Raw genomic sequence first — 26,056 nt, 5'->3', positions numbered from 1 at the left:
TCAAAACTGAAAGTAGATGAACGACGTGCTATTGAAAATACCCAGATACAGAATCAGCAGCGCCAGGCCCACGTAGCCCACCCAGCGCGTGGCGAACGGCTGCGCGGCCAGCCACGCCTGCGGGCTGCGCCGGCTGCCCGCGTACTCGACCAGTAGCATTAGGCCCACGCCGAGGGCGGCCACGGCCAGCTCGGGGCGGTAGTGCTGCGAAAAGTCGAGCAACAGGGTGGCCAGCTGCCGGCCGTGCAGGTTATGCCAGCCACTGAACAAGTGCCGGCTGATGAACAGGGCGTCCCCCAGCGTATTGGCTCGGAAGAATATCCACGCATACGCCACCAACCCGAACGTGACGAGCACACCCAAGACCCGCCGCAGTCTTGGGTGAGCCGCCAGGCCCGTTAGCTGCGCCAGCCGCTCCCGCGTGGGCCGAGCCCAAATACTCAGCACCAAATAGATTCCGTGCAGGCCGCCCCAGACCAGAAAAGTCCAGTTGGCCCCGTGCCAGAGGCCACTGATGAGAAATACGGCCAGCAGGTTGCCATAGGCCCGGGCCGGCCCTACCCGGCTGCCACCCAGCGGAATGTAGAGGTAATCCCGAAACCAGCTCGACAGCGAAATGTGCCAGCGCCGCCAGAACTCCGGCACCGAGGCCGACTGGTAAGGCTGCCGGAAATTCAGGTTAAAATCGAAGCCCAGCACCCGGGCCGCACCCCGGGCCATGTCGGTATAGCCCGAAAAGTCGCCGTAAATCTGAAAGGTGAAGGCTAGCACGGCCAGCATCAACAGCGGACCCTCGGGGTGCTGACGCGGGTTGTTGAAAATGGGGTTGACGAACAGGGCCAGCCGGTCGGCCACCACTACTTTCTTGAACAGGCCCCAGGCCATGAGCCGCAGCCCGCTCACAATGCGCGCATAATCGAACGGGTGCACCCGCCGAAACTGCGGCAGCATGTGCCCACCCCGCTCAATAGGGCCCGCCACCAGCTGCGGAAAGAAGGCCACGAACAAAGCAAAGCGACCAAAATTCCGTTCCGCTTCCAGCCGGCCCTGGTACACATCAATAATGTAGCCCACCGACTGAAACGTGTAGAACGACACGCCCACCGGCAGCAGCAAACCCAGCGCGGGCCCTGCTCCCACGGGCAAATGCAAGGCGCTGCCCAGCTGCACGGCCGCGTCGCGAAAGAAATTGAAGTACTTGAAAACGAACAGCGTACCCAGGTTGCTGGCCAGGCTGAGGTAGAGCCAGGGCCGCCGTGCCTGCTTGGTGGGTAGCTGGCCCATGCGGTAGCCGCTGTAGTAGTCGAGCACCGTAGTAGCCAGCAGCAGCAGGGCGTGCACGGCCCGCCAGCTCATGTAGAAATAATAGCTGACCAGCAGCAGCAACGGCCCGCGCCAGCGCGGCGGCAAGCCATAATACAGCCCGACGACCAGCGGAAAAAAGACGAGGAAATGAAGAGAATTGAATAGCATTCGCAACGTGGGGCGGCCCCCGGCGGCCAAAGGTCGGGAATGTAGCCTGGACTCTGCGAGTCCGGGCCGGCGCGGCGCGGACGGTACCGGGCCCGGACTCGCAGAGTCCAGGCTACATTTCGCCTACTTTTGCAGTCCTGTTTTGGCTTAACAATTTTCATGGCTCTCGACCTCAACCACAAATCCATCCTCGTTACGGGTGGCACCGGCTCCTTCGGCAAACAATTCGTCCGCACCGTTTTCGAACAATTTCCGCAGGTGAAACGCCTCGTGGTGTTTTCGCGCGACGAGCTGAAGCAGTACGAGATGAGCCAGGAGTTCAGCCCGGCCAAGTACCCGGCCATTCGCTATTTCATTGGCGACGTGCGCGATGCCGAGCGCCTGCACCGCGCCTGCGAGGGCATCGACATCGTGATTCACGCCGCCGCCCTCAAGCAGGTGCCCGCCGCCGAGTACAACCCGATGGAGTGCATCAAAACCAATATTTTCGGGGCCGAAAACGTCATCAATGCGGCCCTCGACTGCGGCGTGAAGGAAGTAGTGGCCTTGAGCACGGACAAGGCGGCCGCACCCATCAACCTCTACGGAGCCACCAAACTATGCTCCGACAAGCTCTTTGTGGCCGCCAACAACATGAAGGGCAGCCGCGATTTGCGTTTTTCGGTGGTGCGCTACGGCAACGTAATCGGCTCGCGCGGCTCGGTGGTGCCGTTCTTTTTGCAGCAGCGCCACACCGGCGTGCTACCCATCACCCACCCCGACATGACGCGCTTCAACATCTCGCTCGAAGAAGGCGTGAAACTGGTGCTGTATGCGCTGGAGCACGCCTGGGGCGGCGAGATTTTCGTGCCGAAAATCCCTTCCTATAAAATCACGGAAGTGGCCCGTGCCATCGGCCCAGAGTGCGAGCAGAAGATTGTGGGCATCCGCCCTGGCGAGAAGCTGCACGAAGCCATGATTACCGAAACCGATGCGCTGAGCACGGTCGAGCTGGCCCGCTACTACGTCATTCTGCCTTCGTTGCCAACTTGGGACGTCGAGAAATTCATCGAGAAATTTAACGGCCAGCGCGTGCCCCTGGGCTTTTACTACGACTCAGCTAACAACGAAGAATGGCTGGACGCCGAGCAGATTCGTCAGGAAATCCGCCTGCACGTCGACGCTGAGTTTGAGGTGTAAACTACATTACCGGTCCGATGCCTAATACCACCTTCAGCCCCACCCGCCCGCTGCCCTACGGCCGCCAGCACATCACCGACGCCGACGTGGCGGCCGTGACAGCCAGCCTGCACGCTGATTACCTGACCCAAGGCCCCACCGTGGCCGAGTTCGAAAAGCAGTTTGCCGCTTACGTGGGCGCCCAATACGCCGTGGCCGTGAGCAATGGCACGGCGGCCCTGCACCTGTGCGCCCTGGCCCTGAACGTGCAGCCCGGCCAGCGCGTCATCACCTCGCCGCTCACCTTCGCGGCCTCGGCCAACTGCGTGCGCTACTGCGGCGGCGAGGTGCATTTCGCCGATATCGACCCGGCCACGGGCCTGATTGACCTAGTGAAAGTGCGGGCCTTGCTGGCCGGCCACCCCAAAGGTCATTTCACCGGCCTCATTCCGGTCGATTTCGCCGGCTTAGCCGTGAATTTGGAAGCAGCCCGACAACTGGCCGACGAGTTTGGCCTTTGGATTATCGAAGATTCGTGCCACTCGCCGGGCGGCTATTTCCTGGACTCCGAGGGCCAGGAGCAGCGCTGCGGCAACGGCCGCTTTGCCGACCTGGCCATCTTCAGCTTCCACCCGGTGAAACACATTGCCACCGGCGAGGGCGGTATGATTACCACCAACAACGAGCAGCTGTACCATCACCTGCTGCGCCTGCGCACCCACGGCATCACCCGCGACCCGGCCGACTTGGTGCGCGAGCCCGACGGCGGCTGGTACATGGAAATGCAGGAGCTCGGCTACAACTACCGCCTGCCCGACCTCAACTGCGCCCTCGGCCTGAGCCAGCTTGCCCGCGCCAACGCGGGCCTGGCCCGGCGGCGCCAGCTGGCCGCCCAGTATGACGCCGCGTTTGCCCAACTACCCGGCGTAACGGTGCTGGCCCCCGGCCGCCCCGGCCACGCCTACCACCTCTATGTGATTGAAGTAGCCAACCGCAAAGAGCTGTACGACTTCCTGAAAACTAAGCAGATTTTCGCGCAGGTGCACTACATCCCGGTGCACCGCATGCCCTATTATGAAGGCTTGGGCTGGAAAGCCGGTGACTTCCCGCTGGCGGAGGAATACTACACCCGCTGCCTCAGCATCCCGCTATTTCCAACCCTCACCGACGAGGAACAGGAGTACGTGGTGGCGTGCATCGTCGAGTTTTTAGACAGCAATAAGCATTAATGACAGCCCGTCATGCTGAGCGCAGCCGAAGCATCTCTACCGCGCAAGTAATTTATTGCTTGCAGCGAAGCGGTAGAGATGCTTCGGCTGCGCTCAGCATGACGTTCTGATTTCTCTATTCCAAATAGCTCCCTTCCCTTGCAGCATACCCAACAAGAGGACTTCTGGTCCGGCGACTTTGGCCGCGAATACACCGACCGCAACTCGCGCCCGCTCGAGGAGTGGAATGCGTTTTACCGCGACCTCTACGGCCACACCAAGCTGGAAATGAACGCCGAATTTCTCGGCGACCTGCCCCGGGAGGCCCGCATTCTGGAAGTGGGCTGCAACACCGGCATGCAGCTGGTGGGCCTGCAAGCCGCCGGCTTCACCAACCTGTATGGCGTGGAGCTGCAAGGCTACGCGGTGGAAAAAGCCCGCGAGTTCGTGCGCGGCGTAAACATCCTGCAAGGCAGCGGCTTCGATTTACCCTTCAAGGACAACTACTTCGACGTGACGTGCACCAACGGCGTGCTGATTCACATCGCCCCCAACGACCTGCCGCGTATCATGGGCGAAATGGTGCGCTGCTCAGGCCGCTACATCATGGGCTACGAATATTACGCGCCCGAAACCACGCCCATAAAGTACCGTGGCAACGACGGCTTCCTTTGGAAAACCGACTTTGCCCAGGTTTTTCTGAATAATTTCCCGGAGCTGCGCCTCGTGAAACAAAACCTCTACCCCTATATCAACGACGCCGAGCGCGGCAACCAGGACGTAGTGTACCTGCTCGAAAAAACTACCCGTTGATGAAGCGCGCCGGCATTATTTCGCAGGTGCGGATGGGCAGCACCCGGCTGCCAAGCAAGGTGCTGCTGCCCGCCGCTGGCCGCCCGCTGCTCGACTACCACATAGCCCGCCTGCGCCAAAGCGGCCTGCCCATCTTCCTGGCTACCACTACCGAGCCAGCCGACGACGTGCTGGCTACCTACGCCGAAACCAACCAAATTCCCTACCACCGCGGCAGTGAAACCGACGTGCTAGCCCGCTACTACGGCACGGCCCAGGAGTTCGGCCTCGACGTGATAGTGCGCGTCACCTCCGACTGCCCACTGGTGGACGGCCCGCTGATTGGGGCCGCCGTGGGCCGCTACATCGCAGAAAACAACCCGCTGGCGTACCGGTCCAATTCCATCGTTCGCAGTTTTCCGCGCGGGCTGGATTTCGAGATTTTCTCGATGCAACTACTGGCCGAGGCGCACACCATTGCCACGCTGCCCTACGAGCGGGAGCACGTCACCCCGTACATCAAGACCAATCCCGCCACGGCCGGCCGCGTGGTTTTTCGCGATGAGGTATGGCCCGGCGGCGACTTCAGCCGCTTCCGCATCACGCTCGATACGGCGGAAGACTACGCGGTATTGCGCACGCTCATTGCGGATTACCACGCCGACCTGCTCGATGTGCCCAACCTGCTGGCCTTGCTCGAAGCGCACCCCGAAATCATGGCCCTGAACGCGCACATCGAGCAAAAAACTACATGATTCTGCCCGACACTCTGCGCCTGAACGAGTTCGGCTTCTACGAAATAAAGCAAAAGCCCACGCCTGCGGAGCTGCGCGACTACTACGCCCAGCGGTATTACCAGGAGAACCTGACCACCTACCAGGCGGCTTATCCGCCCGAGGAGCTGGAGCACATCGAAGGCAAGCTGCGGCTGCGCCACTGGGTGCTGGAGGAACTGCGCAAGCCCAACCGGGTTGGTGCCCGGAATCAGCACGTCCCTATGCCTGCACCGAAAGGAGCCGAATTGGAAAAGCCCTCGGCCACTGCTGATGCCGTTGGGAAACAAGCAGCTGGCGTTGCTGCAAACCCCGGCTCCTTCCTGGATATCGGCTGCGGCGAGGGCTGGGCGCTGGACTATTTCCAGCGGCAGGGCTGGGAGGTGCTGGGACTCGATTTCAGCAGCTTCAGCCTGGAAAAATTTCACCCCGCGCTGCGGGACCGGCTGCGCACCGGCGACCTCTACGAAGAGCTGCAAACGCTGGTAGCGGCCGGCCAGCAGTTCGACGTGCTGTGGCTGGATAACGTGCTGGAACACGTACTGGAACCAGCCGAGCTACTGCGCCTCTGCCGGGCGCTGGTGAACCCCGGCGGCGTGCTGGTCGTGGACGTGCCCAACGATTTTTCGGTCCTTCAACAGCACTTGCTCGACAGCGGCCAGATTGACCGGCCTTTTTGGGTGGTGCTGCCCGACCACCTCTCCTATTTCAATTCTGCCGGCCTGCGCAATATAGCCAAGGCTACCGGCTGGCACATCGCAAAAGTCATTGGCGACCAACCCATTGACCTCAACCTATTAAACCCCGCTGCCAACTACGTCATGGACCGCACCCTGGGCAAAGGCGCGCACCAGGCCCGCCTGCAGCAGGACAACCTGCTGCTGCGCACCGCGCCGCTCCCCGCCGTGGCAGCCTACTACGAAGCCCTGGCCGGCGTGGGGCTGGGCCGCAGTATTGTTGCATTTTTGCAGCCCGCCCAATTAGTGATTAACGGTCAGTGATTAACGATTAATTCTTCCACTGACACTACCCATTAATCACTGACCGTTAATCCCTAATTATGTCCTCCCCTATTTCCGTGCTCAGCGGGGCCTCCGCTCCCGAGCAAACGCGCCGCGAAGGCTTCGCCCAAACCCTGCGCGAGTCGCCCATACCGAACACCGAGCTGCTCAACAATCTGGGCCTGTACCTCAACCGGCAGACGTTTTCGCGCCTGCTGTTCTTCACCGAGCTCTACCAGCAAATCATCCCCGTGCACGGCGTGGCCATGGAGTTTGGCGTGCGCTGGGGCCAGAACCTAGCACTGATGCACGCGTTGCGCGGCATCTACGAGCCGTTCAACTACAACCGCAAAATCATTGGGTTCGACACCTTCAGCGGCTTCCCGTCGGTGGATGCCAAGGACGGCCAGCTGGTGAAGGAAGGCGACTACGGCGTGACGGAGAACTATCAGGAATACCTCGCCCAAATCCTGGCCCTGCACGAGGCCGACAGCCCCATTCCGCACAAGCGCAAGTTTGAGCTGGTGGCCGGCGACGCCTCCGAAACCGTGCCCCGCTACCTGCGCGACCACCCCGAAACCGTCATCGCCTTCGCTTACTTCGATTTCGATATCTACGCCCCCACCAAGGCCTGCCTCGAAGCCATCCGGCCCCGCCTGACCAAGGGTGCCGTCGTGGCCTTCGATGAGTTGAATTGCCCCGAATTTCCGGGCGAAACCCTGGCCTTCGACGAGGTATTTGGCGTGGCCAATTACGCCCTGCGCCGCAGCCCGCTCAACCCGCTGATTTCTTATTTGGTGGTTTAGAATGCCGTCACGCTCAACAGAACGTCATACCTAGAACGTCATGCCGAGCGCAGCCGAGGCATCTCGCGTGCTGCAGTAATCCAATCGATTGAGTTGCTCCCGCACGCGAGGTGCCTCGGTCCCTAGCTTGATGCGCCACATGCTCGGCATGACGTTCTCGTAATTTCTGCCCCATGAAAACCTACCGCCCCCTTCCCCAAGCCGAATACCGCTGGCAGAACTACCAACTGGTGCCCATCCGCTACGAGGACCGGGAGCCTATTCGGGCCTGGCGCAACGCGCAGCTGGAGGTGCTACGCCAAGCCGAGCCGCTTACGACAGAGCAGCAAGAGGCTTATTTTCAACGGGTAGTGCTGCCCCTGTTTGAACAGGAACAGCCAGGACAGCTCCTCTTTTCGCTCCTGTATAAGAACGAATTGATTGCCTACGGCGGCCTCGTACACCTCTCCTGGCCCGATGGCCGGGCCGAAGTTTCGTTCCTGGTTGACCCCACGCGGGCGGCCGACCCAGCCACCTACCGCCAGGATTTCCGGGCGCACCTGCGCCTGCTGGGTCAGGTAGCGTTTGATGGCTTGAAATTCAACCGCTTGTTCACCGAAACCTACGACATCCGGCCGGCCCACGTCACCATTCTAGAAGAAGCCGGATTTCGGCTGGAAGGCCGCCTGCGGCAGCATGTGCAGCTAAAGCCCGGTACTTTTGCCGACTCACTGATGCACGGCCAGCTGGCCGCCGACTATGCCACAGCCTTTGGAACTGCCCTTTAAACGAATATTTATCAGCGGCGGGGCCGGCGTAATTGGTCAGGAAATGACGCGCCGCCTAGCCCTGCTCGATGCCGATATTCAGGTGCTGGTCGGCGATATCAAGCCCCGGCCAGCTGATTTTCCGGCCCGATTCCAGTACCGACAGGGCGACTTGAATTTTATCACCGAGCAGGAAATCGGCGTTTTCGCCCCCGATTTGTTCATCCACCTCGCCGCCACTTTTGAGCGCTCTACCGAAACCTACGGCTTTTGGGAAGAGAATTTCCGGCACAACGTGCAGCTCAGCCACCACCTCATGACGGTGCAGAAGGACCTGCCTTCGCTGCGGCGCGTGGTATTTGCTTCCAGCTACCTCATTTATGACCCGGCGCTCTACACCTCCGCCGAGGTGCCGGAGGAGCCCACCAGCCTGCGCGAAACCGACCATATCCTGCCCCGCAACCTGACGGGCATGGCCAAGCTGGCCCACGAAATCGAGCTGCGCTTCCTGGATAACTTTCGCGCTGAACGGTTTAGCACCGTGGCTCCGCGCATTTACCGCGGTTACGGCCGCAACGGGCGCGACATCACCTCACGGTGGGTACGCATGCTGCTGGCTGGCGAAGAAATCACGGTGTATGGGGCCGAATCGTTTTTCGACTACCTCTACGCCGCCGACACGGCCGAGGGCCTGCTCCGCCTTGCCGCCGCCGAAACGGTTACCGGCCTCATCAACCTGGGCACCGGCCGCGCCCGCCGCGTGGCCGATGTGGTGGAAGTGCTGCGGCAAAACTTCCCCGACCTGCGGGCCAACTACGTAGCCTCAGATATCCTTTTTGAAGCCTCGCAAGCCGATATGACGGCCTGGTCGCGGGTTATCGACTGGCTGCCGCCGACCACGCTCGAAGTGGCCATTCCCGAAATCATCGCCTTCGAGCGGGCGCGTCAGGCTGCCATAGTCGCCGATGAAAGTGCTGCTGCCCAGAGCCCGGGGCACGTCCTCATCAGCAGCCTGTCGGCCAAGGTGCCGCTGGCCCAAGCCGTGAAACACGCTGCCAAGCGCCTGCACCCCGGCATCAACGTCATTGGCGGCGACCTCAACCCGCACGCGCTGGGCTTTCATTTCACCGATGCGAGCTGGGTGATGCCCACCACTACGGACGAGCACCTGCCCGGCATCATTCGTTACTGCCAGGCGCACGGCATCACCCGCGTGGTGCCCACCCGCGACGGCGAGCTGGCCTTCTGGAGCCGGCACCGCACTGCGCTGGCCGAGGCCGGCATCGCCGTACTGGTGAGTGCGCCCGAGGCCGTACACCGCTGCCTCGACAAGCTGGAGTTTGCCGAATTCGGCCAAACAATGGGCCTGCCCGTCATCGCCACCAGCCTCAATATCGAGGCGCTGACCGGCGACGTGTCCACTCCCACTACCGCCTTTGTGGTGAAGGAACGGCACGGGGCCGGCTCGCTCAGCCTCGGCCTCAACCTTCCCTACGCGGCCGCCGTGGCCCACGCCCAAACCCTGCAGGAACCCATTTTTCAGCCCTTCATCCACGGCCGTGAAATTAGCGTGGATGGCTACATTGACCGGGACGGCCAAGTGCACGGCCTCATGGCCCGCACCCGCGACGTGGTGGTGCGGGGCGAGTCGCAGGTGACTACTACTATTCACGACCCGGCCCTGGTGGCCCGCCTCACGCCCCTCGTGGCAAAGCTGGGCCTATATGGTCCTTTCGTGCTGCAAGCCTTGCTGACTGATGATGGCGGACTGCTCATCATTGAGTGCAACTGTCGTTTTGGCGGGGCCTCTACGCTGGGCATCGCGGCAGGCGTCGACTCGTTTTTCTGGTTTTTGCAGGAAGCAGCGGGGGCTGATTTGAGCCAATTCCCTTTTCGTCCGGCTGCCGGGCCACTGCGCCAGGTGCGGGCAGCGGCAGATGTAGTGACGATGGTTACCCCTCAGTAACACCGCCCATGCCCGTCCTCGTTTTCGACCTTGACGACACGCTTTACCCCGAGCTGAACTACGTGCACAGTGGTTTTCGGGCGGTTGCGGCTTTCCTTAGTCCGTTGCTGGCCGTGCCGGCCGAAACCTTGGCGGCGGGCATGGTTGCGGAAGAAGCCGTGCTGGGCCGGGGCCAGGTGTTTGATAACGTGCTGCGCCAGCATGGGCGCTGGAGCAAGGCGCTGGTGGCCGCCTGCCTGCGCGCCTATCGCCAGCACCGGCCTACGCTGGCCTTGTTTGCGGATGCCGAACGCTGCCTCACCCGCTTTGCCGAGTGGCCGCTCTACCTCGTGACGGATGGGCACAAGGAAGTGCAGGCCCGCAAGGTGGCGGCGCTACCGCTGGCCGGCCGGGTACGCCACGCCTACCTCACCAACCGCTACGGCCGCCACCGCGCCAAGCCCGACCCGCACGTATTTGAGCTGATTTGTCGGCGCGAGGACATGGGCGCAGCCGAGGTAATTTACGTGGGCGACAACGTGCGCAAGGATTTTGTGGGCATCAAACCGTTGGGCTTCCGCACGGTGCGGATACTGCGGGGCAACTACGCGCACCTGACAGCCGACGCGGCGCACGAGGCGGACCGGAGCATTCACACGCTGGATGAGTTGACGACGGAGTTTGTGGCGGCGCTGCTGGCATCGTAGGGCGCAACGCGCTACGGCCCGCCTACCTTTGCCCCCTCGAATACTGCCAAATCAACTCATGACCGAAATTACCATCGGTGGCCGTCCGGTTGGCCCCGCCCACAAGCCGTTCATCATCGCCGAAATGTCGGGCAACCACAACCAGAGCCTGCCCCGGGCCCTGGCCCTGGTGGATGCCGCCGCCGCCGCCGGCGTTGATGCCCTGAAGCTGCAGACCTACACCGCCGATACCATTACGATGGACACCGGTTTTGCCATCGACGAGGAAGGCCAGTCGCTGTGGGAAGGCAAGAATTTATACAAGCTGTACCAGGAAGCCCACACGCCCTGGGAGTGGCACGCCGAGCTGTTTGCCCGCGCCCGGCAGCACGGTATGCTGGCTTTTAGCTCGCCGTTTGACGAAACCGCGGTAGATTTTCTGGAAACGCTGGACGTACCGGCTTATAAAATCGCCTCGTTTGAAAACGCCCACTGGCCGCTGCTGCGCAAAGTAGCCGCCACGGGCAAACCCGTGATTGTGAGCACCGGCGCCGCCACCCTGGCTGAGATTGACGGTGCCGTGCGGGTACTGCGCGAGGCCGGCTGCCGCGAGTTGGTGCTGCTCAAATGCACCAGCACCTACCCTTCCTCGCCGGCCAATACCAACCTGCGCACCATCCCGGTGCTGGCCGAAACCTTCGGCTGCCCCGTCGGCCTGAGCGACCACACCATGGGCGTGGGCGCGAGCGTGGCGGCCGTAGCGCTGGGGGCCTGTGTCATCGAAAAGCACTTCACCCTAAGCCGCGCCGAGGGTGGCGTAGACTCCGCGTTTTCGCTGGAGCCCCACGAGCTCAAAATGCTGGTGGAAGAAACCGAACGGGCGCACCAGGCCTTGGGCACGGTCCAACTCTGCATCCAGACCGGTGAGGAAAAAAGCCGCCTCTACAAGCGCAGCATCTACGTAGCCCAGCCCATTGCGGCGGGCGAAGAATTCACGACGGACAACCTGAAAATCATCCGGCCCGGCGATGGCCTCTGGCCCCGGCATTGGGACGTAGTGCTGGGCCGCAAGGCCGTGAAGGACCTCAAACCCGGCACCCCGCTGACCTGGGAAGCACTGTAATGCCGGCTCCCACGTTGTCGCTTATTCCTAGGCTGCGCGATATTTTGCAGCTGCGCTTCACGGCGATATTCGCGGCGCTGCCCCCGGCCGCGCTGGCTGATATTTCGCCGGCCAACCCGCTCAAGCGGCTGGCGCGGGTGCTGGGCTACGCGGGCCTGCGGCTGGTGGGCAACATGTTTCAGCCGATAAAAAACCGCGACGACCTACACGGCAAAGTCTGGCTCTACGTGGTGAGCGCCAACAACTACGACGCCCTGGAGTTCATTCAAAAGGCCCGGCCCGATGCGGTGCTGGTAGCTGGCCAGGCCAAGAACATCGGCCGCTACAATAAGGCGGTGAACCGGCTGTCGTTGCGGCGTAAGCTGCTGTATTATTGGCAGTTTCCGCTGGCGTTGGCAGGCCTGCTGCGCACCGATGGTGGGCGGGCCTGGCGCTTCTTCGACTTCATTTTCTACGCCATCGGCTACTATGAAGTGTATCGGCGGGCGCTGCGGCACTACCGGCCGCGGGCCGTGATTTTCTCCAACGACCACAACGACGATACCCGCTCCCTCCTGCTGGCCTGCCACGCCGAGGACGTACCCACCGCCTACGTGCAGCACGCCAGCGTGAGCGCCAACTTCCCACCGCTGGGCTTCGATTTGAACCTACTGGAAGGCCAGGACGCGCTGGATAAGTACCGCCGCTGCGGCCCCGTGCATGGCCGGGTAGCGCTAGTAGGCATGCCCAAAGCGGACGCTTACCTCAACCAAAAAAACACGATGCCGACCGTGCGCCGCGTGGGCCTAGCCTGCAATATTCACGACCCGCTCCCGGCGCTTACCCAAACATTGACTTACCTGCTGCGTGAGCTACCGGAACTCACCTTTACCCTGCGGCCCCACCCCAGCGACGGCCGCGATTTTGAGCCGTTGCGCCAGCTCTTGCCATCGTTGAACTGGTCAAGTGCCTGGCGGGAAAACGTGTTCGATTTCCTGTTGCGCCAGGATGCGCTGGTGGCCGCAGACACCTCCACGCACCTCGAAGCCACCCTGCTGAACGTGGCCAGCATCTACTACCGCTTCGGCACCAACCCGCTGACCGACGACTACTACGGCTACGCGGCCCGCGGTTTAGTGGCGCGGGCCGACACGCCGGCCCAGCTAGCGGCCGTGCTGCGTGGCTACGCCCAGCACAAGCCCATTGACCTTTACCGACGGGCGGCTTACTACAACGCGACTTTAGGCACGCCGGACGAGGGCCGTAGCCAGCCGCGCACCTTGGCGCTGCTCAATGCGTGGCTGGGAGCAGCGGCCAGCAGCTGAGGCAAATACACTTTTGAGTCAATGTATTTTCCCAGTCAGAGTACATCTTTGCGACAAATTCAAAAGTTGAGAGTTAAAAATCAGACAGATTGCATTTTAACTTTTAACTCTCAACTTTTAACTTGGCACATAAAACGGGAATCCACTCTAATGCCAGCTTCTGCGCTTCCACCTGCCTTACCCGTGCCCAACGCGGCCCCTGTTTCCGAAGAAACGCGGCTGGCGTATGTGCTGCGGCACTTCCGGCTGGCGTATGAGCAGGTACCCAACGTTTCAGTTGGCTATGCAGGAGTGCAGCCTGCCATCACCATAGCTGATGCGGCGGGCGCATTTTTTCAGCAAGCCACGGCCTACCCGCCCGCGCCGAATTTCCGCGAATGGGCCGGGCAGCGGGTGCCGTTTTTCTTCGACAGCCAGCCCGAATTGCCACTCCTGGAGTTGGGTGCGGGCGTGGCTACCATCCACGCCGACCTGATTGCGGCCGCCTTTTACCTGCTCAGCGGCTGGCAGGAGTATTTCTCGGATATCCGCGACCGACACGGCCGTTTTTCCTACGCGGCCAGCGTGCAGCAGCAGTACGGATTTGTAGCGCTGCCCGTGGTGAACTACTACTTCGACGTGCTAAAAACGGCCGTGGAGCATGTAACCGGCCAGCCGCTACGCCTCCGTTCCTGGCGCGAAGGCGCCCCGTTCGCCGCCTTCATCACCCACGACATCGACAACCTGCGCAGCGCCTGGAAAGCCCCCGCTAAAGCAGCCCTGAAACAAGGGCGACTGCTGAGATTCGGGCAACACCTATTCCGACACTTCACCCAACCCGATGCCTGGGACAACCTGGAGGCAGTGGCTGCTACCACGGCCGCGTACGGCGCCAAGTCCACGTTTTTTATTTTGCCAGCCAACCAGCGGGGGGCCGACGGCACGCCGAATGCGGACTACTGCCTCTCAACTGCGCTACTGGTGCGGCTGCAAAAACTAAAGGAGCTGGGCTGCGAAATCAGCCTGCACGGCAGCATCGGCACGGCCGCCAACGCTTTGCAGCTGGAAGAAGAAATTGAAAGTCTCCGGCACGGCACTACCGGCCTGCGCTTTCATTACCTGCGCTGGGAGCCGCGCCAAACGCCGGATTTGGTGGATTCGGCTGACCGGTTTTCGTACGATTCCACCTTGGGCTTTGCGGAGCATTTCGGCTTTCGCAACTCTTATTGCCGGCCGTTTTATCCCTATAATTTTCAAACGGGAGCTGCGCACGATTTTCTGGAAATCCCGCTCAACGTGATGGATGCCACCCTGCACCACCCCAACTACCTGCAGCTGCGGGCCAAAGAAATCCTACCCGCTTTGCGGCCGATGCTGGAGGAAATTAAAAAATTTGGCGGCGTGGCCACCGTGCTTTGGCACAACGACCATTTTGACCCAGCCAACCACCTGACCGGCCCGCGCCAGTTCGCTGAAATCATGCACTACCTGCAGCAGCACGGAGCCGCCTTTCTCACCGGAAGCCAGATTGTGGCCGAACTTCGCCCCTGAGCAAATGCCCCCCGGTCCTCGAGCCCAGCGGTTGACCAGTGGACATTCGCTTAATCACTCCCTCACTCCCTCACTCTTTTGGGCATCGTTCAGCGCCAGGGCATCCGCAACACCCTGATTTCTTACCTGGGGCTGGCCATCGGCTTTGCCAACACCATTCTGGTGCTGCCGCGGCTGCTTTCACCGGCCCAGATTGGCCTGATGGCGGGCGTGCTGCTGCCGCTGGCCACCATTGGGGCGCAGGTAGCAGCCTTCGGCTTTGCTAATGCGGGGATGCGGTACTTTCCGTTTTTTCGCAACCAAGGGCGCAACCATGCCGGTTTTTTTCCGCTGCTGCTGGGGCCGCCACTCGTTGGCTTTGTGGTGGTGGCGGCGCTCATGTGGCTGGGCAAGCCGCTACTGCTGCAGTGGTACGCCCAGGGCGACGCGGCCCTGCTCTCGCCGCACTACCTGGCGGCCATTGGACTGGCGGGCTGCATCATGCTGGGCTCGTTGCAGGATGCGTACCTGCGGTCGTTGTTTCACACGTCCTTTTCCTCGTTTTGCCAGGAAATTCTGCTGCGGCTCATGCTGGTGGGCGCGGCCGTGGCCTACAGCCAGGGCTATTTGAGCTTCCACGGTTTCGTGCTGGCCTACACGGGGGCGTATGCGGTGGTGGCCGTGCTGCTCGTTTGCTACCTGGCGGCCATTGGCGAGCTGCATCTGCGGCCCACGCGGGCGGCGTTGCGCATTAAGCCTCTGCGCGAGATGCTCGGTTTTGGCGCCTTTGTGCTGCTGAGCAACATCTCGGGCACGGTACTGCTCAATATCGACAGCCTGATGGTGGGCACCAAAATCAGCCTGGCCGCTGCGGGTATCTACCTCATTGCCACCAATGTAAGCACGGCGTTGGTCCTGCCCTTCCGGGCGCTCTACAAAACGGCTTTTTCGCTTATCGCCGAATACTGGAAGGAAGGCGACATGACCAAAATGGCCGACTTCTACCGGCGCAGCACCCGCATCAACACGCTTATGGGCTGCTACTTAGCGCTGGGCATTGGGCTGAATCTCGACTTTATCTACGGCCTGATTCACCGGCCCGAGTACGCGGTGGGAACCACGGCCGTGCTCCTGCTGCTGGCCGGTCGGCTGTTCGACGGCATCACGGGCGTCAACGGCATCATCGTGGCTACGTCGCCGCGCTACCGGTTCGATTTGGTATTCAACCTCTCGCTGGCGACGGCCGTGGTCGTCCTCAACTGGCTCCTGATTCCACGAATGGCACTGGCTGGGGCCGCCCTGGCCTACTGCATTGCCCTGGTCAGCATCAACACGGCCCGCACGTGGTTTGTGTGGCGCACCTACGGCATGCAGCCGTTCGATGGCCGCATTGCGCGCATCCTGGCGGTGGCGACCGTGGCAGGCCTGGCCGCCTGGTCTTTGCCCGAAACCGGCAATGCCTGGCTCACGCTGCTGCTGCGCGGGGGCGTGCTCACGGTGGTGTACGGGGCGGGCGTGCTGCTCACGCGCACCGCACCGGAAGTAGAGGCACTATGGACCAAGTTGCGCAACCGCTAACCTCACCCCCTGACCCCCTCTCCAAAAGAGAGGGGGCACCAGCTTTGCGCAGACGCAAAAAAGAGTTGAAAATTAGCTCCGTCCGGAGATTAACTTTCAACTCTTTTCCGGTGCTCCCTCTCTTTTGGAGAGGGGGTCAGGGGGTGAGGTACCGCTAGCAGCAGCCCCCTGGCAGAGCATCGGCACTGGCGACAGCCGGAACCGTGCCGCGGTCAAACAAGCCGAAGTGCTGGCTGGTATCACCCAGCACCTTGAAATGGGGGGCGTAGCGGGTTTCGGCCACCATCGCGGCCGTGTTGCCGCAAACCAGCATGGGTCGGCCGGTTTCGAAAGTATGGTGGTCGTCGAGCACGAACTTGTGGGGCTGGCCGGATACCGTGCCCAGGTACGTGGCCACTTGGCCGTGGTCCTCGCACTTGTCCTCAATGTCGAGCTTGAAAGCCCGCACTGTGAGTGAGTAGAAGCCGATATTACCCACTTTGGCTTCAATCTCGGCGTTGTTGATGGTGAGGCGACGACTGCTGAGCAGGCGGTAATCGTTCACCCCAAGACGCAGCAGCAGGCGCCGGAAATCTTCGGTGTACATGGCCCCGCTTAGGCACTCACCGTACAAAATCGGGTCTTGGCGCAGGGTTTCGGGCACGCGGCGGTCGGCAAATACGTCGGCGATAAATAGCTCGCCACCGGGCTTCAGCACCCGGAAAATTTCGCGGTACGTGGCCTCTTTATCGGTGCTAAGGTTGAGCACGCAGTTGCTCACCACCAAGTCCACGCTGTTGTCGGGAATTCCTGCCGATTTAAGGTCTTCGATGTAGCCGTGACGGAATTCGACGTTGGGCTGGGCGTAGCCGAACTTCTCGGTGTGCGCCCCAATGTGGCGGCGCGCCACGTCGAGCTGCTCCTCGGTCATATCAATGCCAATAACGTGGCCGTGCTCGCCTACCAGCTTAGACAGCAAGTAGGCATCGCGGCCCGAGCCGGAGCCCAAATCGAGCACCGTGATGCCCTCGATGGCTTCCGGGATGCACACCCCGCAGCCGTAGTACTTATCCAGCACCTCGGGCTCAAGTTGCGCCAGGATGCGGCGGTGCGCCAGCGGAATGTCGTCGGTGCAGCAGGCGTTGGTGAGCAGGTCCTGGCTGGTTTGGAGCTGGGTGCCGTAGTAATCCTGGACTTGGGAGTGAGTGTCGGGGCTGGCCATTTAGACGGAGGTTCGGTGGATAATCAGGGCAAGAGTACGTTGCGCTGGGAACAACTGGTTTGCTTAGCCAATGTTCCTTGCTGCAAATTAAGCCCTAACCGGTGCTGGCCCCAATTGCTTAGTGCGCCACAACTGGCTCCAAGTAGTTTTTGTCCCCGGGCAGCGGCACGTACTTAGTGTGCTCCGCGCGGTAGAACCGCTCAAACACCAGTGGGAAAATAAACAGCGTCAGAATAGTACCCGTAATCAGGCCCCCGATTACCACAATGGCCAGCGGCTTGCTGGTTTCGGAGCCGATGCCGGTGCTGATGGCGGCCGGCATCAGGCCGATGGTGGCCATAAGGGCCGTCATCACCACGGGGCGCACCCGCGAAATCACGCCTTCGTTAATCGAGCTGTCCAACGACATCTTTTTCACCAAGTTCTGCTTGAAGACGGAAATGAGAATCACGCCGTTCTGAATGCAAATGCCGAACAGGGCGATGAAGCCGATGCCGGCCGAGATGGAAAAATTGGTATGCGTGAGCAGCAGCGCCGCAATGCCGCCGATGATGGCAAACGGCACGTTGAGCAGCACCAAGCCAGCATCTTTCAGGTTCCCGAACAGGATAAACAGGATGAAGAAGATGAGGGCCAGGCTCACGGGCACCACCTGCGTGAGGCGCTGCGTGGCCCGGCGCTGGTTCTCAAAATCGCCGGTCCACTTCTGCTCGTAGCCTTTGGGCAGCTGCACGCGGCGGTTCACCTTGTCCTGCGCTTCCTTGATGGTCGAGCCCATGTCACGGCCCCGGATGCTGAACTTGACGGCGGCAAAGCGGCGGTTGTCGTCGCGGTAAATCAGGCTCGGGCCGGTGACGGACCCAATGGTGGCAATTTCGTTGAGCGGAATGATTTTGCCGGCCATGGTAGGCACCATCAAGGCCCCGATTTGGGTAGGCGTTTGCCGGAACTGCGGCTCGTAGCGCACCCGGATGGGGTATTTGCGCTCGCCTTGGTAAAGCTGCGAAGCTTGCTTGCCGCCCACGGCCATTTCGAGCACGGAGTTGGCGTCCGACTTGTTCACGCCGTAGCTGGCCATGCGGCCCTCGTCCAAGTCAACGTGCAGCTCGGGCTGGCCGATGTTGCGCAGCACGCCCAGGTCATCGATGCCGCGCACCGTTTTCAGGATTTCGTACACCTCGCGGGCCTTGCCTTCGAGGGTGGCCAGGTCGGTGCCATAAATCTTGACCGCGATGCTGCCCTTCACGCCCGAAGCAGCTTCCTCCACGTTATCGGTGATGGGCTGCGAGAAGTTGAAATCAACGCCCGCAAACCGGCCGAGCTTGGTCTTCATGCGCTCCACCAGGTTCTCGCGGTAGGCCTTGCTCTTCATCTCCTTGTCCACCTCCGGCGTGTGCTTGATTTGGACCAGAAATTCGTTGTTGTAGAAGCCCGTGGGGTCGGTGCCGTCGTTGGGGCGGCCGGTCTGGCTCACTACGTCGCTCACTTCGGGGAAGCTGAGAAACACCCGCCGCATCTGGTTGCACAGCTCGTTCGATGATTCCAGACTGATACTCAGCGGCAGTTGCGCCCGCACGTAAATGCTGCCCTCGTTCAGCTCCGGCAAAAATTCGGAACCCAGAAACGAGAAGGCAAACACGCCCCCCGCCGTCACGGCAAAGGCAATGACGAGGCTGATGGTTTTGCGGGCGTAGGTGAAGCGAAAGAACCGCTGCGCCCCGTTGTTCACGGCGCGCACGAAGAAGTTGTCCTTCTCGCGCACGTTCTTTTTCAGCAGGATGCTCACCAGCACCGGCACCAGCGTGAGCGTGAAAATCAGCGCCCCGAGCAAGGCAAAACCCAGCGTCCAGGCCAGCGGGCTGAACACCTTGCCCTCCACTTTCTCGAAGGCGAAAATGGGCAGCAGCGCGGTGATGATAATGGCCTTGGCGAAGAAAATCGACTTGCCCATATCGCGGCCCGACTTCTTAATCAGCCCCAGCTTCGAGAGCTTGTTGAACCGCTCCATGCCCATCTCGTGGGCCTTGTGGTCGAGGGCCACGAACAGCCCCTCCACCATCACCACGGCCCCGTCGATGATGATGCCGAAGTCGATGGCGCCCATGCTCAGCAGGTTGGCACTCATGCCCTTCAGCCGCAGGCAAATGAAGGCAAACAGCAAGGCCAGCGGAATAATCACCGACACGATGACCGTGGTGCGCCAGTCGGCCATGAACAGGAACACGATGAGCGTGACCAGCACAATGCCCTCCAGGAGGTTGTGAATCACGGTTTCGGTGGAGAAATCAATCAGTTGCTGGCGGTCGTAGAAGGTTTTCATCTTCACGTCGGGCGGCAGAATCTTGCCGTTCAGCTCCTCCACCTTGTCGTGGAGGCGGGCAATGACCTCCGAAGGATTTTCGCCCTTGCGCATCACCACAATGCCTTCCAGCTTGTCGTCCTCAAACCCGCGCCCCACCTTGCCCAGCCGCGGCAGCGCCGACTCGGTGACCCGGGCCACGTCGCGCACCAGAATCGGCACGCCGTTCACGTTCTTAATTACCGTGTTGGTGATGTCGCCGATGTCATTGAGCAGGCCGATGCCACGCACCACGTAGTTCTGCTGGCCCTGGTTGATGACGTCGCCGCCCACGTTGATGTTGGAGCGCTGCACGGCGTTGTAGAGGTCGAGCGGCGTGAGGTCGAAGTCCTGCAGCTTGCCGGGGTTCACGCTGATTTCGTAGCTCTTCACCTCGCCGCCGAAGCTGTTCACGTCGGCCACGCCGGGCACGGCTTTCAGGTTGCGCTCAATCACCCAGTCCTGCAGGGTTTTGAGTTCGCGCACAGTCTTGGTCTTGCTTTCCAGCGTGTAGCGGTAAATTTCGCCGGTCGGGCCGTAGGGCGGCTGCACATCGGGCGTGATGCCGTCGGGCAAATCCACCTCGCGCAGCAGGTTATTTACCTGCGGGCGGGCAAAGGCGTCGTCCACGCCGTCGTCGAAAATTACCTTCACCACCGAGAGGCCAAACAGCGTGGTGCTGCGCACAGAGGCTTTTTTCTGCACCGGGTTCAGGGCAATTTCGATGGGCACGGTCACGAACTTCTCCATCTCCTCGGCCGAGCGGCCGGGCCACTGCGTGATGATGGTGATTTCGGTGTTCGTGACGTCCGGAAACGCTTCGATGGGCGTGTTGCGGTAGCTCACCACGCCCATCACCACCACCACCAGGGTCAGCAAAAAGATGAACCCTTTATTTTTTAACGAAAAGGCAATGATGCCCTGGATGAACTTGTTCATTTGATGGAGCTATTAGCTTTTAGCTGATGGCTGGTTGCTGGTTGCTTTTTTGACGACCAAACTGTCGCTGTTCAACGACGAAACGGCCGACGCGCACTCGGGTCAAAAACGAATTGGGACGAATACAAGAAAACGAAGAAGAAGCCCCTGGCCGGCCAGGGGCCGCCCAGAGCGCGCGGGCAGCTAGTCGTTCAACTCGTCGTACACCAGGAGCTGGTCTTTGGCGATGACCACGTCACCCGCCTTAAGGCCGGTGGTTACGTAGCTGAACTCGCCCACGGTCTTGCTGATGGTCACGGGGCGGGTTTCCACGTGGGTGCGGTCGCGGTACACCATCACGAAGTTCCGGTCCTTGTCGAACACCACGGATTTGGCGGGCACGGCCAGGGACTTGGCCGCCTGGGTATTTTCCACGCGCACTTGGGCGTACATCTCGGGCTTGAGGAGGTAGCCGGGGTTGTTGAGGCGCACGCGCACCTTCATCACCTTGCTGTCGGGGTCCAGCACGTTAAACACCTTGTCGATGCGCCCCCGGAAGTGCTGGTCGGGGTAGGCCAGGGTGGTGACGTCGGCCGAGTAGCCCACCTTCACTTTCGAGATGTCGGCCTCAAACACGTTGGCCATAATCCAGACATCGTCCAGGTCGCTCACCGTAAACAGGTTGCCCACGTTGCTGTCGTTAAACTGCTCGTGCTCGGTGGCGTTTTTCTCGGTAATGAAGCCCGAGATGGGGGCACGCAGCTCGTACATGCCGTCCTTGCCAATGCCGTACACGCTGAGCTGCTTCACGTTTTTGCCCACCGTGCCGCGCGCCTTGGTTACCTCGGCCCGGGCCAGCACCACGTCCCGCTCCGAACTCAGCCCGGCCTTGAACATGTCTTCGGCCACGGCCAGGTTTTTGCGGGCAATGTCGAGGTCGGAAGTAGCGGCCGTGGTTTGGTTTTGCACATCGGCAATCTCCCCCGACTTGATGACGGCTAGCAGCTGGCCCTTGGTCACCTTGTCGCCGAGCTGCACGTTGAGCTTCTCGACCACGCCGCCCACCAACGGGTACACCTTCACGGTTTTGTCGCCGTTGGCCGTTATTTCGCCGGTCAGCACCAGCTCGTCCTGCACCGGGCGCAGGCGCACGGTGTCCAGCACTATCTGCTGCATCATGGTGTCGGAAAGCCGGAAGCCCTCCTTCTTTTCTTCTTTGACTTCGGCTTTGGAGCAGCTGGCCAGGGCCACGGCGGCCAGCAGGCCCAGAAAAATGCGGTTCATCAGAATTGGTTAGTTTATTGAAAGAGCACCGTGCGGAACGCCGCCGCAGCCGCGTGCTCGCATCGTTGCCGCCGATTGAATTACTGGACCCACGCGAGCGGCTTCGGCGGCGCGGCGCATCACGCTCCTTTTAATGTCTGCTAATTATTCCGCCCGGAACACTGGTTTGCCCACCGCGAAATTCAGCTGTTCGAAGGCCCGCACGCGGTTGGCCCGCAGCGTGTTCAGCTGCACCAGGTTGTTTTTGTAGGACTCGAAAAAGTCCAGGTACTCCACTACGCTCAGCACCCGCTTGGCGTAACTCTGCTCAATACCAACCATCAAGCGGGCGAAGGGGGACGTGTCGCGGTCGTTGGTTTGGAACAGCTCGTCGTTGCGGGCCACCAGCTGGTAGGCCTGGTGTATCTCGCTCTGCACAATCAGCTGCTGCTGGTCGAGGAGGAGGCGGCTGCCGGCAATCTGCGCCTTGGCAGCCTGAATATTACCCTGGTTCCGGTTGAAAACCGGGACGGCCATCCCCAGGGTCAGGGCGCTGTAGTTGCTGATGTAAGAGCCGGCCTTGTCGTAGGTGTAGCCCACGGCCAGGTCGGGGGTCGCCAGTTTCTGCTGCAGGCGCAAGTTCAGGTTTTGCTGCTCCACGGCGGCACGACGGGCGTTCAGGTCGGTGCGGCGGACCAGGGCGGTATCAACCAGCTGCTGCTCCGAATAGCCGCGCAGGCTTAGTTCGCGGGTACGGCCTAGGTTCACCAGGGGCACAAACTGGCTCCCGGTAGCGTCGCGCAGCAGCACGTGCAGGTCGGTTTGGTCGGCGGCCACGTCATTGAGAATGGCCTGCCGCTCGCTTTGCAGCGCAAACAGAAACGCCCGCAGCCGAATAACCTCCTTGAGCGCAATATTGCCCTTCTCGAACTGCGTCTGGTACAAACCCACGGTGCGCGTCAGCGAGGTAATTTCCGTGTCGTAGGTCTTCAGCGTTTGCTGCTTGAAGTAGACGTCGTAGTAGATAGTGCGCAGCTGGTAGCGCAGCAGCCGCAGCAACTCCTGCAGATTGTACTGCTCAACCACGGCTCCTTGCCGGGCCACCTGGCCCGCCGCCCGCCGCCGGCCGGCCAGCGAAAACAGCTGCTGCACCGTCACAATGGCTTCGCTGCCCACCGTGCCCTCCGGCACCGAAGGCCGGGCAATGCGCCGGCGCAGCACATCCTGCTCCACATACAGCGTAGGGTTGTCGATGACGCGGGCCTGAACGGCCTGTGCCTGGGCCACCGTCACGTTATACTGCTGGGCCAGCACCGCCAGATTATTCTGAAACAAGCGCTGCTCGGCCTCGGGCAGTGTGAGGCGCACGGTGTCGGTGGCGACGGCCAATGCCGGGCGCGGAGTGGTTTGGCTGGCGGCTGGCGTGGCGGCCAGGCCGCAGACACCAAGTAGAGCCAGAATGGAGGAGCGAAACATATACATCGTTGATTTCGATGCAAAGGTGTCCGGCCTTCATGAGGATAAAATGAACCCAGCCAATCGACGGCCAACAACGATTCCGGCCCGGTGAACGGCTGTTTTTTGGCGGTCAAAAAGTCACGTAGTTTTAACCGCCACAGTTGGGAAAGCCCCGAAAGATGGCGTCGGCCAGCAGGCCGCGCCGCCTCCCGGGGCATTTGCTGAGCCCCAACCGGCGCGGCGCAGACTACTCGTCTTCGTAGTCCAGCCCCAGGCAGCTGTTCAGGGCCTGGCGCAATTCGCTGGCGGCGTGCTGCTGGCCGGCTTTGCGGGCCACGGTCAGGCCCGTTTGGTAAACTTTTTCGGCCTCGTTCTTCTTATTGAACTGCTCCAACAGCTTGCCGGCGTGGTAATAGGTACCCACGTAGTCAGGGTGTTCGGTCAGCAGTTTCTGGTAATACTCCCACGCCCTTTCGGGCTCCAGGGCGCGGTATTCCGTGGCCAGGGCGTAGATGGTGAAGGCATCGGTCGGGTCATCGGCGTAGAATGCCAGCAACTGCTGCAAACGGGTGGGCGGGGTGTTCATCAGGGAGGGAGTTTTGTTTACCTTTGGGGCAAAATTGCGGCTTTTCTACCGTTTGCCGGTTGCCCTCAATTTTGCCGCCGCGTGCCCCTAGTTCCTACAGGTTGTTATGCATGCAGCATTCCTCTTGATTTTGCCACCCAAACCCCGTTTAGATGAAGTTTCTGGTTTGTATTTCTAACGTGCCCGACACGACCACCAAAATCACCTTCACGCCCGATAACAAGGAGTTCAACAAGGCTGGGGTCCAGTTCGTGATTAACCCTTGGGATGAATACGCCCTCACCCGCGCCATTGAGCTGAAAGAAGCTGCCGGCGCCGGTACCGTGACGGTGCTCAACGTGGGCGAAGCCGATACCGAGCCCAACATCCGCAAGGCCCTGGCCATTGGCGCCGATGATGCGATTCGCGTCAACGCCGCGCCGCAGGACGCCTACTTCGTGGCCGAGCAGATTGCCGCCATCGCCAAAGAAGGTGCCTACGATGTGATTCTGATGGGCAAGGAAAGCATTGACTACAACGGCTTCCAGGTGCACGGCATGGTGGGCGAGATGCTGGGCATCCCCACGGTAGCCCCGGCCATGAAGCTGGATATGAGCGGCAACGTCGCCACCCTGGAGCGCGAAATTGAAGGCGGCAAGGAAATCGTGACCGTCAACACGCCCTTCGTCGCTTCGTGCCAGCAGCCCATGTGCGAGCCCCGCATCCCCAACATGCGCGGCATTATGACGGCCCGCACCAAGCCCCTGAAAGTAGTGCCCGCCGTGGGCGAGCCCGCCCGCACCACCGTGGCCGAGTTTGCGCTGCCCCCCAAGAAGCAGGGCGTAAAGCTCATCGACGCCGAGAATGCCGGCGAGTTGATTAAGCTGCTCCGCAACGAAGCCAAGGTCATTTAATTCGTCTGTCATGCTGACGAAGGAAGCATCTTATCACGGCTGCTTTCGTTTGCTTTAACTAACTCAGTGGCGCGAGCGTGATAAGGTCCTTCGCTGCGCTCAGGATGACAAAAAAGAAAAAATCATGTCTGTATTAGTTGTAGTTGAATGCGCCGACGGCGAAGTTAAAAAGTCGTCGCTGGAAGTGGCCTCGTATGGAGCCGAGGTGGCCGCGATGCTGGGCACCACCGCCACAGCCATTGCCGTGGGCGAAGCCAACGCGGCCAACCTGGCCAAGCTGGGCGAGCAGGGCATCACGAAAGTGCTGCACGACGCCGAGCCGCGCCTCAAGGATTTCGTGAACAATGCCTACACCAAGCTCATTGCCACGGCAGCCGAGCAGGAGCAGGCCAAAATCATCATTTTGGCCAATTCCAACATTGGCGCGGCCGTGGGTTCGCGCCTGTCGGTGCGGCTGAAGGCCAGCCTGGCCACCAACGTAGTGGAACTGCCTAAAACGGAGGGCGGCCAGTTCGTGGTGAAGCGCGGAGCTTTCTCCGGCAAAGCGTTTTCGGACGTGGCGCTGAGCGGCGACCGCAAAATCATCGCCGTGAAGAAAAACTCGACCGAAGCCAAGCACGACGCCGGCAAAACGGCCGAGGTAAGCACCTTCGCCGCCCAACTAACCGATGCTGACTTTGCCGACGCGCCTACCCAGGTAATCATGCAGGACCAAGCCGGCGGCGTGCTGCTGCCCGAAGCCGACCTCGTAGTTTCGGGCGGTCGGGGCATGAAAGGCCCCGAGAACTGGAGCCTGATTGAGGACCTGGCCAAAGCTTTGGGCGCAGCCACCGCCTGCTCCAAGCCCGTATCGGACGTGGACTGGCGCCCTCACCACGAGCACGTGGGCCAAACCGGCATCACGGTATCGCCGAACCTGTACATTGCCTGCGGCATTTCGGGCGCTATCCAGCACCTGGCCGGCGTGAATAGCAGCAAGGTGATTGTGGTTATTAACAAAGACCCGGAGGCTCCTTTCTTCAAAGCGGCCGATTACGGCATCGTTGGCGACGTTTTCGACGTATTGCCCAAGCTAACAGCGGCCGTAAAGGCGCTGGGCTAAGCCTGAATAAACGTATTTGGGGACTTAGGCCCGTGGCATTCGCAGGAACGCCAAGGCTTGAGTCCCTAAGTCTTTTCTAGCCTTGGGAGTTATTTTTGGGCATTTTAGCGGCAGATGGCAGGACTTTTCTTTATTTGCACATTCTTAACAGCTGCCTTGCCCTGCTTACGGGCCCTCCCACCTTATCCTAAGCAT

Annotated in this window: 21 protein-coding genes; 15 read left to right on the top strand and 6 right to left on the bottom strand. The window is 61.0% G+C overall.

The window, feature by feature from the left end:
* Window positions 1–1,473: an MBOAT family O-acyltransferase gene (locus tag IEW17_RS04300; RefSeq protein ID WP_188560791.1), complete on the bottom strand. Its 1,473-nt coding sequence runs from the start codon at window positions 1,471–1,473 to the stop codon at window positions 1–3.
* Window positions 1,474–1,632: 159 nt separating this feature from the next.
* Here IEW17_RS04300 and pseB point away from each other — a divergent pair, with 159 nt between their 5' ends.
* From pseB to IEW17_RS04235, 13 genes are all read left to right on the top strand, one after another.
* A complete protein-coding gene (gene pseB, locus IEW17_RS04295) occupies window positions 1,633–2,652 on the top strand; it encodes a UDP-N-acetylglucosamine 4,6-dehydratase (inverting) (RefSeq protein WP_188560790.1) in 1,020 nt (339 codons plus the stop codon).
* A gap of 17 nt (window positions 2,653–2,669) precedes the next feature.
* Window positions 2,670–3,860, top strand: coding sequence for a UDP-4-amino-4,6-dideoxy-N-acetyl-beta-L-altrosamine transaminase (gene pseC, locus IEW17_RS04290; RefSeq protein WP_188560789.1), 1,191 nt, complete (start codon window positions 2,670–2,672; stop codon window positions 3,858–3,860).
* Between the two features lie 138 nt (window positions 3,861–3,998).
* On the top strand, window positions 3,999–4,652 hold the full coding sequence (locus IEW17_RS04285) for a pseudaminic acid biosynthesis-associated methylase (RefSeq protein WP_188560788.1): 654 nt from the start codon (window positions 3,999–4,001) through the stop codon (window positions 4,650–4,652).
* Window positions 4,652–5,386: a cytidylyltransferase domain-containing protein gene (locus IEW17_RS04280; protein WP_188560787.1), complete on the top strand. Its 735-nt coding sequence runs from the start codon at window positions 4,652–4,654 to the stop codon at window positions 5,384–5,386. The genes IEW17_RS04285 and IEW17_RS04280 overlap by 1 nt, the downstream gene beginning before the upstream one ends.
* The gene (locus IEW17_RS04275; RefSeq protein ID WP_188560786.1) at window positions 5,383–6,405 is read left to right on the top strand and encodes a class I SAM-dependent methyltransferase; all 1,023 of its coding nucleotides are present in this window, start codon (window positions 5,383–5,385) and stop codon (window positions 6,403–6,405) included. Before IEW17_RS04280 ends, IEW17_RS04275 begins: the two co-directional genes overlap by 4 nt.
* Before the next feature lie 59 nt (window positions 6,406–6,464).
* Window positions 6,465–7,211, top strand: coding sequence for a class I SAM-dependent methyltransferase (locus tag IEW17_RS04270; RefSeq protein WP_188560785.1), 747 nt, complete (start codon window positions 6,465–6,467; stop codon window positions 7,209–7,211).
* A gap of 173 nt (window positions 7,212–7,384) precedes the next feature.
* On the top strand, window positions 7,385–7,978 hold the full coding sequence (locus IEW17_RS04265) for a GNAT family N-acetyltransferase (protein ID WP_188560784.1): 594 nt from the start codon (window positions 7,385–7,387) through the stop codon (window positions 7,976–7,978).
* Window positions 7,962–9,923 (top strand): NAD-dependent epimerase/dehydratase family protein, encoded by a 1,962-nt coding sequence (locus IEW17_RS04260; protein WP_229748802.1) that lies wholly within the window; start codon window positions 7,962–7,964, stop codon window positions 9,921–9,923. Before IEW17_RS04265 ends, IEW17_RS04260 begins: the two co-directional genes overlap by 17 nt.
* A gap of 8 nt (window positions 9,924–9,931) precedes the next feature.
* On the top strand, window positions 9,932–10,609 hold the full coding sequence (locus IEW17_RS04255; protein ID WP_188560782.1) for an HAD family hydrolase: 678 nt from the start codon (window positions 9,932–9,934) through the stop codon (window positions 10,607–10,609).
* A gap of 58 nt (window positions 10,610–10,667) precedes the next feature.
* The gene (pseI, locus tag IEW17_RS04250) at window positions 10,668–11,711 is read left to right on the top strand and encodes a pseudaminic acid synthase (protein ID WP_188560781.1); all 1,044 of its coding nucleotides are present in this window, start codon (window positions 10,668–10,670) and stop codon (window positions 11,709–11,711) included.
* A 14-nt stretch (window positions 11,712–11,725) separates the two neighbouring features.
* On the top strand, window positions 11,726–13,015 hold the full coding sequence (locus IEW17_RS04245) for a glycosyltransferase family protein (protein ID WP_229748801.1): 1,290 nt from the start codon (window positions 11,726–11,728) through the stop codon (window positions 13,013–13,015).
* A 183-nt stretch (window positions 13,016–13,198) separates the two neighbouring features.
* Window positions 13,199–14,545, top strand: coding sequence for a DUF7033 domain-containing protein (locus IEW17_RS04240; protein ID WP_188560780.1), 1,347 nt, complete (start codon window positions 13,199–13,201; stop codon window positions 14,543–14,545).
* Window positions 14,546–14,623: 78 nt separating this feature from the next.
* Window positions 14,624–16,102 carry an oligosaccharide flippase family protein gene (locus tag IEW17_RS04235; RefSeq protein WP_188560779.1) on the top strand — a complete coding sequence of 493 codons (1,479 nt, stop codon included), beginning with the start codon at window positions 14,624–14,626 and terminating at the stop codon, window positions 16,100–16,102.
* Between the two features lie 154 nt (window positions 16,103–16,256).
* Here the strand turns inward: IEW17_RS04235 and IEW17_RS04230 are convergent, their stop codons facing one another.
* The 5 genes from IEW17_RS04230 to IEW17_RS04210 form a co-directional block, all read right to left on the bottom strand.
* The gene (locus IEW17_RS04230; RefSeq protein WP_188560778.1) at window positions 16,257–17,303 is read right to left on the bottom strand and encodes a methyltransferase domain-containing protein; all 1,047 of its coding nucleotides are present in this window, start codon (window positions 17,301–17,303) and stop codon (window positions 16,257–16,259) included.
* A gap of 118 nt (window positions 17,304–17,421) precedes the next feature.
* On the bottom strand, window positions 17,422–20,580 hold the full coding sequence (locus IEW17_RS04225) for an efflux RND transporter permease subunit (RefSeq protein ID WP_188560777.1): 3,159 nt from the start codon (window positions 20,578–20,580) through the stop codon (window positions 17,422–17,424).
* A 183-nt stretch (window positions 20,581–20,763) separates the two neighbouring features.
* Window positions 20,764–21,843 carry an efflux RND transporter periplasmic adaptor subunit gene (locus tag IEW17_RS04220; RefSeq protein ID WP_188560776.1) on the bottom strand — a complete coding sequence of 360 codons (1,080 nt, stop codon included), beginning with the start codon at window positions 21,841–21,843 and terminating at the stop codon, window positions 20,764–20,766.
* A 144-nt stretch (window positions 21,844–21,987) separates the two neighbouring features.
* On the bottom strand, window positions 21,988–23,298 hold the full coding sequence (locus IEW17_RS04215; protein ID WP_188560775.1) for a TolC family protein: 1,311 nt from the start codon (window positions 23,296–23,298) through the stop codon (window positions 21,988–21,990).
* Between the two features lie 229 nt (window positions 23,299–23,527).
* Window positions 23,528–23,866: a tetratricopeptide repeat protein gene (locus IEW17_RS04210; protein WP_188560774.1), complete on the bottom strand. Its 339-nt coding sequence runs from the start codon at window positions 23,864–23,866 to the stop codon at window positions 23,528–23,530.
* A 152-nt stretch (window positions 23,867–24,018) separates the two neighbouring features.
* Between IEW17_RS04210 and IEW17_RS04205 the strand changes: the two genes are divergently transcribed.
* Both IEW17_RS04205 and IEW17_RS04200 read left to right on the top strand, forming a co-directional pair.
* Window positions 24,019–24,759, top strand: coding sequence for an electron transfer flavoprotein subunit beta/FixA family protein (locus tag IEW17_RS04205; protein WP_188560773.1), 741 nt, complete (start codon window positions 24,019–24,021; stop codon window positions 24,757–24,759).
* Between the two features lie 124 nt (window positions 24,760–24,883).
* Entirely contained in the window at window positions 24,884–25,861 is a 978-nt protein-coding gene (locus tag IEW17_RS04200; protein ID WP_188560772.1) for an electron transfer flavoprotein subunit alpha/FixB family protein, read from the top strand.
* The last annotated feature ends 195 nt before the right edge of the window (window positions 25,862–26,056 follow it).

Origin of the sequence: Hymenobacter frigidus (assembly GCF_014640435.1) — a bacterium.
Taxonomy (GTDB): Bacteria; Bacteroidota; Bacteroidia; order Cytophagales; family Hymenobacteraceae; genus Hymenobacter; species Hymenobacter frigidus.
This window is presented reverse-complemented; position numbering and strand designations above follow the sequence as displayed.

Excerpts from the sequence above, each read along its gene's own strand:
- IEW17_RS04300 (WP_188560791.1), bottom strand. The coding sequence starts at position 1,473 with ATGCTATTCAATTCTCTTCATTTCCTCGTCTTTTTTCCGCTGGTCGTC.
- pseB (WP_188560790.1), top strand. The coding sequence starts at position 1,633 with ATGGCTCTCGACCTCAACCACAAATCCATCCTCGTTACGGGTGGCACC.
- pseC (WP_188560789.1), top strand. The coding sequence starts at position 2,670 with ATGCCTAATACCACCTTCAGCCCCACCCGCCCGCTGCCCTACGGCCGC.
- IEW17_RS04280 (WP_188560787.1), top strand. The coding sequence starts at position 4,652 with ATGAAGCGCGCCGGCATTATTTCGCAGGTGCGGATGGGCAGCACCCGG.
- IEW17_RS04275 (WP_188560786.1), top strand. The coding sequence starts at position 5,383 with ATGATTCTGCCCGACACTCTGCGCCTGAACGAGTTCGGCTTCTACGAA.
- IEW17_RS04270 (WP_188560785.1), top strand. The coding sequence starts at position 6,465 with ATGTCCTCCCCTATTTCCGTGCTCAGCGGGGCCTCCGCTCCCGAGCAA.
- IEW17_RS04265 (WP_188560784.1), top strand. The coding sequence starts at position 7,385 with ATGAAAACCTACCGCCCCCTTCCCCAAGCCGAATACCGCTGGCAGAAC.
- IEW17_RS04255 (WP_188560782.1), top strand. The coding sequence starts at position 9,932 with ATGCCCGTCCTCGTTTTCGACCTTGACGACACGCTTTACCCCGAGCTG.
- pseI (WP_188560781.1), top strand. The coding sequence starts at position 10,668 with ATGACCGAAATTACCATCGGTGGCCGTCCGGTTGGCCCCGCCCACAAG.
- IEW17_RS04230 (WP_188560778.1), bottom strand. The coding sequence starts at position 17,303 with ATGGCCAGCCCCGACACTCACTCCCAAGTCCAGGATTACTACGGCACC.
- IEW17_RS04225 (WP_188560777.1), bottom strand. The coding sequence starts at position 20,580 with ATGAACAAGTTCATCCAGGGCATCATTGCCTTTTCGTTAAAAAATAAA.
- IEW17_RS04220 (WP_188560776.1), bottom strand. The coding sequence starts at position 21,843 with ATGAACCGCATTTTTCTGGGCCTGCTGGCCGCCGTGGCCCTGGCCAGC.
- IEW17_RS04215 (WP_188560775.1), bottom strand. The coding sequence starts at position 23,298 with ATGTTTCGCTCCTCCATTCTGGCTCTACTTGGTGTCTGCGGCCTGGCC.
- IEW17_RS04210 (WP_188560774.1), bottom strand. The coding sequence starts at position 23,866 with ATGAACACCCCGCCCACCCGTTTGCAGCAGTTGCTGGCATTCTACGCC.
- IEW17_RS04205 (WP_188560773.1), top strand. The coding sequence starts at position 24,019 with ATGAAGTTTCTGGTTTGTATTTCTAACGTGCCCGACACGACCACCAAA.
- IEW17_RS04200 (WP_188560772.1), top strand. The coding sequence starts at position 24,884 with ATGTCTGTATTAGTTGTAGTTGAATGCGCCGACGGCGAAGTTAAAAAG.